The sequence below is a fragment of the Aequorivita sp. CIP111184 genome (assembly GCF_900489465.1).
Classification (GTDB): domain Bacteria; phylum Bacteroidota; class Bacteroidia; order Flavobacteriales; family Flavobacteriaceae; genus Aequorivita.
In genome coordinates, this window is the sequence record NZ_UEFQ01000032.1 from 16,474 (window position 1) to 29,084 (window position 12,611).

A 12,611-nucleotide genomic window follows, 5' to 3' on the forward strand; every position below is an offset into this window, starting at 1 on the left:
CTAAAACAAACAGATAGTTTGCGTAAGCGGGTGCAAATATATAAAGCTTTTTTTAATATTCCTTTTCTTTTTTAATGTTTTTATTCAAATATCATATCAATTAATCTGTCTAAAAACACTGTATTAGTATTGATAAAATTTCTATAGATATTTTAGTGGCTTCAACTATTAAATTTATAGTACTTTTAATTACCCAACTAATTTTTAATGAAACCTTTAAATCTACTTTTCCTTTTATTGTTTCCCTTACTTGCTTTTTCACAAACTAATAAACAGGTAGCTTTTCGGGAACTTACTGTAGCACATGGCTTATCCCAAAACAGTGTGGTGAGTATTAAACAAGACAGTACAGGTTTTATGTGGTTTGCCACCCAGGATGGTTTAAACAAATATGACGGACGGGATTTTACACATTATGATATTCAGTTTGAAGACGTAACACGCCCAACATATAGTAAATTGGGTAAAATATATTTAAGTAAATCAGGTCAACTGTGGATTGTTTCCAACTCAGGAAAGTTGCAAAAATACAATCAGGAAAATGAAAACTTCGAAACCGTTTTAAATATTAGTCCTATAAGCACGCTTATTCAAAACAAAGACTCAGACTATTATTTGGGCACGTATGAAGAAGGGATATATAAAATTCTCCATCAAAGCAAGGACACCGTACAGTTTTTAAAACCAAAAGATGCAAACCGTACAGTATATAATTTTTTTGAAACGAATGATAATGTCATTTTAGCTACAACGAATAATGGTTTTTTCGAAATTAAGAATGACAACTATAAATTTAATGAAGTTTATCAGAATACAAACTTCAGCACAATTTCGCAATCAAAAAACAATACACTCTATTTGGGAAGCTTTGGTGAAGGTCTTTTTATAAAGCATCAAAATGAAGCCAATTTTTCAAAATTTAGTGGATTTGTTTCGGCCTCTTTGCCTAAAAATTTAATTATTCAAGATCTTTTGGTTGATAAAAGAAATAATCTATGGGTTGCAACCTACGGGCAGGGAGTATATTTAATAAATTTTGAAAAACAAACAATCCAGAATTTCACAGAAAACAAAAATAACCCATATGCCCTGCACTATAACGATGTTCTTTGTTTGTTTGAAGACAATACTGGAACCATTTGGTTAGGAACTGACGGCACGGGAATCAGTTATTATGATGAATATTTGGTGAAGTTTAATGTGCTAACTAATGATCAGGTTCCGCTTAATGTAAATGTGGACGTTATCAGGGCGATAACTAAAGATGCTGATAACAATATTTGGGTGGGAACTTCCGGAAAAGGATTGACCCGTTTAAATATAGACAAGCAGAATTTTTATACCTACACCACCCAAAACTCCAATCTTTTGGGAGATAGAATAATGAGCTTATTGATTGATGGTGGCAGGCTTTGGATTGGCCATCAAACCCACGGTCTTCAGTTAATGGATTCTAAGGGGAAAATCACTTCCTTTAAAGAAACAGCTTCATTTACTATTTGGAAAATTTATAAAGATGAAAATGACATGCTTTGGTTTGGAACCAGGGATCACGGACTTATCCAATTTGATAAGAAACATGGAATTATTCAACAGTTCACAACGGAGAATTCAAATCTTACTACAAATAATATAAGAACCATTGAGAAGGGGAAAACAGGTGAGTTATGGATTGGAACAGAAACCGATGGGCTGTTTAAACTCAACATAAACAAGCATTCTGTTGAAAAAGTAAATAATATAAACAGTAATATAAAATCACTATACTTTAACGATTCGGTTCTTTTAATTGGAACAAATGGCGATGGGTTGCAAGTTTTTAATCCGATGAAAAAAACTGTTCAAAATTTCACAACCAAAGAAGGGCTGCCCAATAATGTTATTTACGGAATTCTTCCCGATAATGAAGGTTTTTTATGGATTAGCAGTAATAAGGGTATTTCTAAATTGAAATTTAAGGACAATACAATTTCTGTTATTGACAATTACAGCAATTACGATGGCCTGCAAGCATTTGAGTTCAACACGGGAGCGTATTATAAAGACAAAAATGGGATGCTCTATTTTGGTGGATTGGAAGGGATTAATTGGTTTAACCCAAACCTATTATCGTTTAACCCTATAAAACCTAAAACGGTTATTTCAGGTTTTAAAGTGTTCAATAAAGACCAAAAACTTACGCCAAACCAAAATCTTAAATACAATGAAAATACGGTGACCTTTACATTTTCATCCCTACATTTTTCACAGCCAGAACGTAATCAATACAAATATAAATTGGTAAATAATGATGTAGATTGGATTGCTGCAGGAAACAACAACGTTGCCCATTACACAAATCTACCGCCCCGCGACTATAAATTTCAGGTTATTTCCAGTAATTATGATGGCGTTTGGAATACAGAACCAGCAACGTATTCATTTACAATTTTAAAACCTTGGTACGCTACTAATTTGGCAAAAGTTTTATACTTGGTTTTGTTTCTTTTGTTGGCGTTTTATCTCTATAAATATTTAAAATGGCGGTGGGAAATAAAAAACCAGCTGAGGTTGGAGCATGAGGAAACTGCCCGTCTAAAAAAATTGGATGAATTTAAAACAAAGCTTTATACCAATATTTCACACGAATTCCGCACACCATTGACGCTCATTTTAGGGCCTATTGAGAACCAGCTTGTGAAAACTAAAATTTCCAAAGAAGATAAAAAAGAATTGTCGTTGGTAAAACAAAATGCAGATAGATTGCTGATTTTGGTTGATCAAATGCTCGATTTATCCATAATAGATTCTGGGCAACGAAAATTAGCTATAAAACAAGGAAATCTCTCTGTTGTATTAAAACAATTAATTAGTGCATTTCAATATAAGGCTTCTGATAAAAAAATAACTATTTCAAGTAGCATCAAAAATTTGAAAAGTGTTTGGTTTGATAGGGACGTTATTGAAAAAGTGACTTCAAACCTTTTGTCGAACGCTATAAAATATTCGCCTAAAGGCAGCACAATTGTTTTTGAAGCAAATAAACAAGAATCGAATTTAGTATTGTCAACAATTAATAAAAGTGATCATGTTGGGAAAAAGGATCTAAGCAAGCTCTTTCAACGATTTTATCAGGATAATAAACTCTCAGAAGGCGTAGGGGTAGGATTGGCATTGGTAAGGGAGTTGGTTACACTTTCAAAAGGAACCATTATTGCCAATAATATTGATAATGACAAAATTCAGTTTACTGTTTCGCTTCCAATCAATAAAGATGCTTTCGAAGATGAGGATTTAATTATAAATGAAGAAATTTCAATAGCTGAATTCGAAACAGAACACAAAATAGAAGGTTCAAATAAAGAAAAACCACTCTTGTTGGTAGTTGAGGACGAAGTAGATATTCGAGCCTTTATTATTTCAATTTTGAAAAATGATTATCAAATTATTGAAGCTGCAAATGGAAATATAGGAATAGAAAACGCATTAAAAGAAATGCCAGACTTAATTATAAGCGACATTATGATGCCAGAAATTAACGGTATTCAGCTTTGCAACACACTTAAAACGAACGAGCTTACCAGCCACATTCCCATAATCCTCCTCACGGCAAAAGTGGGTGATGAAAACGAAATTGAAGGGATTAAAACTGGCGCTGATGCTTATATAACAAAACCTTTCAATAGTGAAAAACTGAAAATTAGGGTTGAAAAACTTATTGAGAACAGAAGGCAACTACAAAAACATTTCAGCAAAACGTTAAGTATAAATCCAGAATTGGCTATTACTTCCACAGAAAGTGATTTTTTAAAACGTCTACAGGCAGTTTTAAACGAAAACGTTACAGATCCTGAATTTTCTAGTGACCGTTTTGGCAAAATGATGTTTATGAGCCGTACACAACTTCACCGAAAACTTAAGGCTATTACAGGAATGTCTGCCAGTGAGTTTATACGTTCACAGCGTTTAAAACTGGCTATAGGTTTGTTAAAAGAGTCTGATGCTTCAATCTCTGAAATAGCGTATCAAGTTGGTTTCAATACGCCTTCATATTTCAGTAAATGTTTTAAAGAAGTATACAATTGCACCCCCAACGAATATCTTTCAAAAAACCTTTAAAAACTCTAAATCAAATTAATTTTTATTGCTGAAACATATCTTCTATGTTTTGGAACATTGATGCTATCCATTTATCGTCTTTCCTTATAATTTCGTTAGCTGTAAAAGGTGTACCAATGAAAAATTCCCTTGATAGCAATAAAAAAGACGATGTAATTTATATGAGCATCGATCACCTGAAACAGGGGAAGTATGAATTGAAAATCCTATTGAATAACAAAGTAATGAAATCCATAAAAATTTTAAAGGAATGAAAACAGCAGAAACAAAACCAATTACACCTGAAACAAACAATTCAACAGCGGAAGGAAAAACCACTGCAACAATAGCTTATTTAACCATTATTGGTTTAATAATAGCTTTTGTGATGAACGGCGAAAAGAAAAACGAATTTGCCCAATACCACATTCGGCAATCATTGGGCCTTGCGCTAACGGGCTTAGCACTTGGAGTCATAGGAATGATACCTATTTTGGGTTGGATCATCAATATAGTTGGCTTTTTTATAATAATCTATATGTGGGTAATGGGACTTATGAACGCTATCAACGAAAAACAAAGCCCAGTACCACTCTTGGGTAAAAAATATGAAGAGTGGCTTAAGAATATTTAAAAAAAAAATAATTAATCCTACAATTTAAATTTATGAAAACTACAATGAAATTCGTCTGTTTGCTTTTTCTCTCTCTCTTTTTAAGTTGCTCCTCAGAAGACAATGATCCAGCACCACAACAGTATAGTCTTGACAATATTCAAGGAAATTGGTATAGAGTAGGAGGAAACAACCCTGATTATAATGGTATGTTAGTAAATGTAGCTAATAATATTGGTACCGTAAATATACCATCCGGATCGGCTTTTAGCATCGGAGATATTAAGTGGAAAGACATAATCGGACAAGAAGATAAATCGTTTAATTATAAAGAATTAGGAAGCGATTCTAATTATTATGATGCTTCTATGAAATTGGGGATAGATGACACACTCCGAATATCCGTAGGTAACAGTGGCGTGGGAAATGAACAGAAATGGGTTCGCGTATATACTGAATGGAACGAATGCAACCCATATCAAGTTGGAGATTTTTCTAACTTTAAGAATGGAACTTGGCAAGCTGTAAATGATTCGGATTCATACCCAGGATTGCTTACTTCAGTTACAGATGCTGGCGGTGGGTATTATACTGTAACTTTAACTAACGACAGTGGGATTATTCCTGGTTTAATAATAAAATCCTCTAATGATAATTCTGGCGCTATTTCCAGTGGCACCGCAGCAGGCACTAATACACCAACAGTAAGAAAATCAAGTTTTCTAGTATACCCAGGTGTAAGTTATGATGTTGAGGCAATTTATTCATCATACATAAACGTTAATCATCCTGTTAACTATACCATTGATTATAAATTCACGGGAAGAATGGATTGTTACGAACCAAACGATTATATAGAAGAAGCAAAAGCTATTCCTAAAAATGAAGTTATTGAAGCTTATGCAATTACTGGATATATATTGAATTCAAATCAATCGGGATCATCTCCAACTTTCGATTACTACAAAGTACAGGTTTTTGAACCAGCAAAATTAAAAATGGAACTGATGCAAGTGCCAACTTCCGTTAAATTAAGAGTAAATCTATTAAAGCCTGATGGTGTAATTTTAGGAGTAAATTATGAAGTGATTTCTGGTGATTTAAATCAAGATGGTGGTGTATTTAGTACTACTTCAAATTTAGTATTACAACCAGGAATTTATTTTGTAAAAGTTGATGTCGATGGAACGAGAGATACTGTGATAAATCAAGATGACTCTATTCCAGATCATTGGGACACTCCTTATAAATTTAAAGTGACTACAGTAAATTAATTAACTTACGGCAATTGCTTAGTGTTTCAACTTATTAAAATAAACTGTTTTAACCTAAAGCTTGGTGCCAATGAGTAATTTTTAGATGTTTAATTAGTAGCAAAAGTATAGCGATAAGAAGTTCAAACTTTTTATCGCTATTTTTGCATCTAATACTAATTTATTTTCCTAAATGCCTTCAAAAACAATTGAAAAACTACAATGGCGATACGCTACTAAAAAGTTTGACTCTTCAAAAAATCTATCAGCAGCAAAACTGAACATTTTAAAGGAAACGTTCAACCTTACCGCAACTTCTTATGGTCTGCAGCCTTTAAAGCTTGTAATTGTAAGCAATACCGATCTAAAGGCACAATTAATGCCACTTACCTACAATCAGCCACAAGTTCGCGATGCTTCGCACGTTTTGGTTTTGTGTATTGAAAAAAATATTGATGAAGATTTTATTGTAGATCATTTTAAAAGAGTGGCGAACACTCGCAATACACCGCGAAATATTTTGGAGCCATTCGAGAAAAACCTTATTGCATCTTTTACCGAAAAAGATACCTTAGAAATAAGAGATTGGATGATAAATCAACTTTACTTGACACTGGGATCCCTTTTAACCGTCTGCGCGGTTGAAAATATTGATGCCTGCCCCATAGAAGGTTTTGAACCAAAAAAATATGATGAACTTCTCGGTTTGGATGCAAAGAATTTAGCGTCTATAATTGTATTACCTGTAGGTTATCGCGACGAATCAGATTTTTTCATCAATTTAAAAAAAGTGCGTCGGGGTGTTGATGAACTTATTGTGGAGATAAACTAATTTTTTAAAATTAATCAGCAGACTTTTTAACTGTACACGCAACTCTTACCTTTGGAAACCATCTTCAGTAAAGCCCCAATAGATAATTATAAATAATAATAAACAATAAAAAATGCCTGGATTTGAAATTTTCGGCGCCGAAGAGCGCAAACAAGTAAATGAAGTATTAGAAACAGGTGTTTTGATGCGCTACGGTTTTGACGGAATGCGTAACACCCATTGGAAAGCAAAAGAATTTGAAACCGCTTTTGCTAAAAGAATGGGTGCAGAATATTGTCAATTAGTTTCCAGCGGAACAGCTGCTTTAACAGTTGCTTTGGCTTCTGCGGGAATTGGCGCAGGTGATGAGGTTATAATGCCAACTTTCACTTTCGTGGCGAGTTTTGAATCTATTTTGGCCTTGGGCGCTATTCCAATTTTGGTAGATATTGACGATACTTTAACCCTAGATCCAAAAGCGGTTGAAATAGCAATCACTCCAAAAACCAAATGTGTAATGCCAGTGCATATGTGCGGCTCTATGGCCGATTTAAGAGCGTTAAAAACAATTTGCGACAAACACGGCTTAATTCTTTTAGAAGATGCCTGCCAAGCAATAGGCGGTACTTACGAAGGAAAACCTTTGGGAAGCTATGGCGATTTGGGCTGTTTTTCATTCGATTACGTAAAAACCATTACCTGCGGGGAAGGCGGTGGCATTATTACCAATACTGAAAAATATGCACTCCATGCAGATCATTACCAAGACCATGGCCACGACCATGTGGGCAAGGATCGCGGAGCAGAAACCCATCCTTTTTTGGGCTATAATTTTAGAATTTCAGAATTGAATGCGGCTGTTGGTTTGGCACAGCTTGAAAAATTAGAAGGAATTTTAAAAACGCAAAAAGAAAACTATACAATTCTTAGAGAGGCCCTGCAAAGTCTTGAGGGTGTTACTTTCAGAAGAGTTCCAGAAGGCGGTGAGGAAAATTATTCGTTTTTAAATTTCTTTCTTCCTACCAAAGAATTGACACAAAAAGTGCACAAAGCTTTATCAGAAGCGGGCATAGATGCTTGTTTTTATTGGTACACCAATAATTGGCACTACATAAACGGCTGGGAGCACTTGCATAATTTGAAATCTTTGGGCAATCTTTCCTCCGAAGTAAAAAATCAAATGCAGGATTTAAATGCTACAGATTTCTCAAAAAGTGATGCTTGGATGAGCCGAACAATTTCTTCACTCATAAAAATTGGCTGGACCGAAAAGCAAGTTAAAGATAGGGCAAGACTAATGTCTGAAATAATTAAAAAAGTTTTAAATAAATAGTATTCAGATTTATGAGTTTTAAAAGAAGTGTTCTACTTGCTTTTACGGTAATTTGTTTTTTTCAAAATTCCTTTTGTCAGGATATAAAGGTTGCAACCCTCTCTTTAAAACCGGAAAAATCTGAAGCTATTGAAGGTGTAAATTTTTATGTTGAAAATATTATTGACAATAGATTTTCCAAAAGTTATCTTGGCATTGTTCAAATAGGTTTTAATAACACGAGAACGCCTCTTGTTTTCGAGCAAAGTTTTTCTAAAGAATTAAAAGATTATTTTGACGTTATTTTCCCAAATAAAACAACATCAAAACCTATTACAATTCGCATTGATGAACTGAAAATATCTGAAAATCCAGAGAATTTTACAGAAGAAGGAAAGGCAAAAGTGGTGCTTGAAGTTTTAAAACCAAAAGGAAACAATATGTATGAATTGCTTGGTAGGTACAGCAGTGTTTCTATAAAAACTACAATTGATGCAACAGGCAGTCACTCCAAAAGAATTCAAGATGTTCTAAAGGAAAGCTTGCTTTCTTTTTTTAAAGAAAATCCAAATTTTGAATCGAAAGGGATGTTAAATCTTCAGAGTGAACCTAATGGCACTCCAATTCTAAAGGAGCCTATTCAGAAAGGTTTTTTCTATACTTTTTTTGAATTGCAACATAATAGAGCAATAAATGACGATAAAGTTGTAATAACTAAACCTGAAGAAAGAAATAAAACGGATAAGCTTATTATAAAAAAAGAAGATGGTTTACCTTCTAATTATATGGCATATTACGACGGAAGTAATATTTATGTAAATTCTAACTTGTATTCTAGTGAAGATTATTTTGTAAAAACGTATAAAATTGACAATTTTTTATTGTTCAACGAAAAGTTTTTGAAAGATATATCTTATCTGAATGATCTCAGTATTGTATTGGGAAAATCTGAATTCCCTTATATGCAAGCCAGAAATTGCTTCATTTTAGATTTATCTACTGGAATATTTCACGGAATTACAAAAGATAAAATGAAGATACTTTTAGATGAAAAATTTCCTGATCTATATAAATTGTATAAAAGATATGGCCAAAAAGACGATGAAAAGGTTTTCGATATTTTAAAGGAATTATTTGAAAAAGAAAACCCGGAAAGGATTAGGGAAATTCTTGCTCCTAAATTTCTTAATAACTAACATACTCCATAATCTCCAATCCATATCCAATCATTCCAACACGTTTGGTCTGTTCGCTATTTGAAACAAGTCGAATTTTGTGGATTCCCAAATCGTGGAGAATCTGCGCCCCAATCCCGAAATCTTTACTGTCCATTTCAATTCGGGATGCTTTAGCAATTTCATTAGGTTTTTGAGCTTCTTTCAAGTCTTTTAAGCGATTTAAAAGGTTTAGTGATTGGCTCTGTTGGTTTATGAAAACAATGGCGCCCTTCCCTTCATTATTGATTACATTGAACATATCATCAAGTTTCTGTTCAGTATTATTGGTAAGGGTTCCCAAAATATCACCATTTACCAAGGTTGCGTTTACGCGAACCATAACGGCTTCATTTTCTTTCCAACTTCCTTTTGTGAGCGCAATATGAATTTGATCGTTTGTAGTTTGTTTGTATGCGCGAAGTCTGAAATCTCCAAACTTTGTATTTATTTTGAAATCTTCCTTTTTCTCAATTAAAGAATCATGCTCCATTCGGTATTTTACCAAATCTTCAATGGAGATAATTTTTAGATCAAACTTTTTGGCAACCTTCATTAATTGTGGAAGCCTTGCCATGGTTCCATCTTCATTTAAAATTTCAACTAAAATCCCAGCAGGTTTCAATCCTGCAAGTCGCGCTAAATCTATAGCAGCCTCGGTGTGGCCTGTTCTTCTTAATACGCCACCTTCTTTTGCACGCAATGGAAAAATGTGTCCAGGTCTTCCTAAATCAGAAGCCTTGGTTTCATCGTTTACAAGTGCTTTTATGGTTTTTGAACGGTCGTGAACAGAAATTCCGGTAGTACAGCCGTGGCCAATCAAATCTACAGACACAGTGAACTGTGTGTGGTGCAGCACGGTGTTGTTTTCTACCATCATATTTAAATCAAGGTCGTTACAGCGTTCTTCGGTCAATGGCGCACATATAAGTCCTCGACCGTGAGTAGCCATGAAATTGATCATTTCTGGTGTAACCATTTCGGCTGCAGCGATAAAATCTCCTTCATTCTCTCGGTTTTCATCGTCAACTACAATAATTATTTTTCCATTGCTGATATCTTCAATGGCTTCTTCAATTGTATTAAGTTGAACGAATTTTTCTTTTTGTGTGGAAATCATAGCTATAAATATGTGTTGCAAAGATATAAAATGTACAGTTGGAATTGGCTAAAACAGGATTTGGATTATAGATTTCCTATTTGGATTTCTTTTTTCTTTTTATTCCAAATAATCTTCCAATTCGCTGCATAAAGGAATCAAAATCAAAAAGTCCTTGGTCTGTCGTAGCGCGATAAGTGAGCCAAATACTAAGAGGAAGCATAATTCCGGTACTTAGCCAAGTAGCAATAAAAGGGTGCATCGTACCATCCTCGGCACTGTTTTTTGCAAAAATACCTATAAAATGATATGTTAGAAAAAGCATAATTGCAACAACCATAGGTAAGCCCATTCCTCCTTTGCGAATAATTGCTCCCAATGGTGCCCCAACAAAAAAGAGAATAATACAGGCAATGCCGAGTGCATATTTTTCGTGCAATGCAATCTCTGTTTTATTTAATCTTTTGGTTTTATTTTTAAATTCTTCCTTTTTTGCATCAACAGTCTGAAGTGTTCCTTTAGCGTTGTTTAATGCTAATTTAACAATCTGTAACTGTTGGGTTGGATTGTAAATGTCAAGAATTGTAGCAACAGTGGGTGATTTAATAGTATCACTAATTTTATTCTCTTTAAATTTTTCTACACCGCTTCGGTAATACATGTTTTTGGTGTAGGATTCAATATCGGTGGAATAACTCTGTGAAAGCGAATCTATTTCTACTCGTAATTCACTGATATTGTACATGTTTTGGTTGTTCAGATTGTTTTCTTTATCAACATCTTTATTGTTCAATTCAGTAAGGTCAATATTTATGGAATATTCGTCAAAGTAGCTTTTTGCAAAGGGCTCACTCTTTTGTTTTACAGGATTCTTGTTTTGGATTTCCTCGTAATAATTTCCTTCTTTTAAAATAAGTGATAGTGTATTGCTTCCCTCTTCACTGGCAAGTTCCCCATTATTTGCTATGATTACTGTGAAATTTCCATTGGGTTTGTTTTCATTCTTTTTATGGATCACCACATCTTTCAAATATTGGTCGCGGTCACCACTTTTCTCTTCAACCTTAATATTGAACATATCTCCAATTTGGCTAAACTGCCCTTCGGAAATAACCATGGAAGGTTGAAACTGCGAAATATTCCGCCGCAGGTTCTGCCATTTGTATTCGGAATAGGGGATAACGTTATTTGCGAAAAAGAATGCTGTAATGGAAAGTACTACAATAAAACCTATTACACTGCCCATAGCGCGCTGTAATGAAATTCCAGTAGATTTCATCGCAGCAAATTCGTACTTTTCAGCAAAACTCCCGAAAACCATTAATGAAGTAACCAAAATAGTGAGTGGAAGTACTAGGGGAATCAATCTTGGGGAAACATACCAAAGAAACTTAAGGACTATCCAGACGTCAAGATCCTTTCCGGCAAGTTCAGATATGTAGAGCCAAATTGTCTGCAAGACAAATATGAACATTAAAATAATGAAGACGCTCAAGAACGTCTTCAAATAACTAACTAATATATACCTGTCCAGTATTTTCACTTGCGTGCGGCTAGATTTTGTTTATGTAATAACCGCTTTTTTTATATTTAGCCTCGTCAAAAGTAAACAAGGTTTTGGAAACGGGTTGGTTTGTTTTGAAAGAATTTACGGTAAGGGTATATTTTGTGCCTTTGGCGTCCGTCTGAATTAATTTGTAAATGTGCTTTGTTTGGACGTCAATACCCAAAAGAATGTCTTTTATCTCTGCTTTTGAATCGATTGGGATAAGCTTTATAAACTGAATTTTTCTTCCTTTTACATTTTGTTCAATGTCCATTTTGTAAGTGTAACCCTTTTCATAAAAAGTCAACATTTTTGAAGGTGTAATTTCTTTGTCGTCACTGGGATTGTAAGCAGAAACTGTAACTTCTTCATCCTCGGGAACGATGGTGTAAATATTTTTTCCATCGAAAATACGAGTAGTGCCAAGCATATTTAAAACATATTTATCGCCTTGCAGCGTAACATCGCCACGCGTTTCTTGGTTTACATTTTCTTTGGTATTGTTCAAATTATATTTGAAATCTATTGAAATGTTATCATAACTTTTTGCCTTCGCGGAAACTTCTTTAAGCATAGACTTTGCATCTTGTGCTTGTGAAAAGGAAGTAACAAAAAGTGCAAATAAAATAATACTGAATTTTTTCATTTTAATAATCATTAGTTTGATCTGTAGTTATTATTGAATA

The 12,611-nt window shown here is 34.0% G+C and carries 10 protein-coding genes; 7 read left to right on the forward strand and 3 right to left on the reverse strand.

The features are described from left to right. The first annotated feature begins 207 nt into the window (after positions 1 to 207). The 7 genes from AEQU1_RS15400 to AEQU1_RS15430 all read left to right on the forward strand — a co-directional run bounded on the left by AEQU1_RS15400 (position 208) and on the right by AEQU1_RS15430 (position 9,262). On the forward strand, positions 208 to 4,098 hold the full coding sequence (locus AEQU1_RS15400) for a hybrid sensor histidine kinase/response regulator transcription factor (protein WP_111882533.1): 3,891 nt from the start codon (positions 208 to 210) through the stop codon (positions 4,096 to 4,098). Positions 4,099 to 4,142: 44 nt separating this feature from the next. Next, positions 4,143 to 4,352: a hypothetical protein gene (locus AEQU1_RS15405; RefSeq protein WP_111882534.1), complete on the forward strand. Its 210-nt coding sequence runs from the start codon at positions 4,143 to 4,145 to the stop codon at positions 4,350 to 4,352. After that, a complete protein-coding gene (locus tag AEQU1_RS15410; protein ID WP_111882536.1) occupies positions 4,349 to 4,711 on the forward strand; it encodes a DUF4870 domain-containing protein in 363 nt (120 codons plus the stop codon). The genes AEQU1_RS15405 and AEQU1_RS15410 overlap by 4 nt, the downstream gene beginning before the upstream one ends. 32 nt (positions 4,712 to 4,743) lie before the next feature. Next, positions 4,744 to 5,964: a hypothetical protein gene (locus AEQU1_RS15415; RefSeq protein WP_111882538.1), complete on the forward strand. Its 1,221-nt coding sequence runs from the start codon at positions 4,744 to 4,746 to the stop codon at positions 5,962 to 5,964. A 172-nt stretch (positions 5,965 to 6,136) separates the two neighbouring features. After that, positions 6,137 to 6,775: an NAD(P)H-dependent oxidoreductase gene (locus AEQU1_RS15420; protein WP_111882540.1), complete on the forward strand. Its 639-nt coding sequence runs from the start codon at positions 6,137 to 6,139 to the stop codon at positions 6,773 to 6,775. Between the two features lie 112 nt (positions 6,776 to 6,887). Continuing rightward, positions 6,888 to 8,087 carry a DegT/DnrJ/EryC1/StrS aminotransferase family protein gene (locus AEQU1_RS15425; protein WP_111882541.1) on the forward strand — a complete coding sequence of 400 codons (1,200 nt, stop codon included), beginning with the start codon at positions 6,888 to 6,890 and terminating at the stop codon, positions 8,085 to 8,087. A gap of 11 nt (positions 8,088 to 8,098) precedes the next feature. Next, complete coding sequence (locus AEQU1_RS15430; RefSeq protein WP_111882543.1) at positions 8,099 to 9,262, forward strand: hypothetical protein; 1,164 nt, start codon at positions 8,099 to 8,101, stop codon at positions 9,260 to 9,262. Here the strand turns inward: AEQU1_RS15430 and ribB are convergent. The 3 genes from ribB to AEQU1_RS15445 all read right to left on the reverse strand — a co-directional run bounded on the left by ribB (position 9,252) and on the right by AEQU1_RS15445 (position 12,571). Beyond that, the gene (ribB, locus tag AEQU1_RS15435) at positions 9,252 to 10,400 is read right to left on the reverse strand and encodes a 3,4-dihydroxy-2-butanone-4-phosphate synthase (RefSeq protein WP_111882544.1); all 1,149 of its coding nucleotides are present in this window, start codon (positions 10,398 to 10,400) and stop codon (positions 9,252 to 9,254) included. The two genes, AEQU1_RS15430 and ribB, sit on opposite strands and share 11 nt — an antisense overlap. A gap of 76 nt (positions 10,401 to 10,476) precedes the next feature. Beyond that, on the reverse strand, positions 10,477 to 11,922 hold the full coding sequence (locus AEQU1_RS15440; protein WP_111882546.1) for an LptF/LptG family permease: 1,446 nt from the start codon (positions 11,920 to 11,922) through the stop codon (positions 10,477 to 10,479). Positions 11,923 to 11,932: 10 nt separating this feature from the next. Next, entirely contained in the window at positions 11,933 to 12,571 is a 639-nt protein-coding gene (locus tag AEQU1_RS15445) for an outer membrane lipoprotein carrier protein LolA (protein WP_111882622.1), read from the reverse strand. Positions 12,572 to 12,611 lie beyond the last annotated feature (40 nt).

What these genes read in the sequence shown, in the direction of transcription:
- AEQU1_RS15400 (WP_111882533.1), top strand. Translation starts at nt 208, where the DNA reads ATGAAACCTTTAAATCTACTTTTCCTTTTATTGTTTCCCTTACTTGCT.
- AEQU1_RS15405 (WP_111882534.1), top strand. Translation starts at nt 4,143, where the DNA reads ATGTTTTGGAACATTGATGCTATCCATTTATCGTCTTTCCTTATAATT.
- AEQU1_RS15410 (WP_111882536.1), top strand. Translation starts at nt 4,349, where the DNA reads ATGAAAACAGCAGAAACAAAACCAATTACACCTGAAACAAACAATTCA.
- AEQU1_RS15415 (WP_111882538.1), top strand. Translation starts at nt 4,744, where the DNA reads ATGAAAACTACAATGAAATTCGTCTGTTTGCTTTTTCTCTCTCTCTTT.
- AEQU1_RS15420 (WP_111882540.1), top strand. Translation starts at nt 6,137, where the DNA reads ATGCCTTCAAAAACAATTGAAAAACTACAATGGCGATACGCTACTAAA.
- AEQU1_RS15425 (WP_111882541.1), top strand. Translation starts at nt 6,888, where the DNA reads ATGCCTGGATTTGAAATTTTCGGCGCCGAAGAGCGCAAACAAGTAAAT.
- AEQU1_RS15430 (WP_111882543.1), top strand. Translation starts at nt 8,099, where the DNA reads ATGAGTTTTAAAAGAAGTGTTCTACTTGCTTTTACGGTAATTTGTTTT.
- ribB (WP_111882544.1), bottom strand. Translation starts at nt 10,400, where the DNA reads ATGATTTCCACACAAAAAGAAAAATTCGTTCAACTTAATACAATTGAA.
- AEQU1_RS15445 (WP_111882622.1), bottom strand. Translation starts at nt 12,571, where the DNA reads ATGAAAAAATTCAGTATTATTTTATTTGCACTTTTTGTTACTTCCTTT.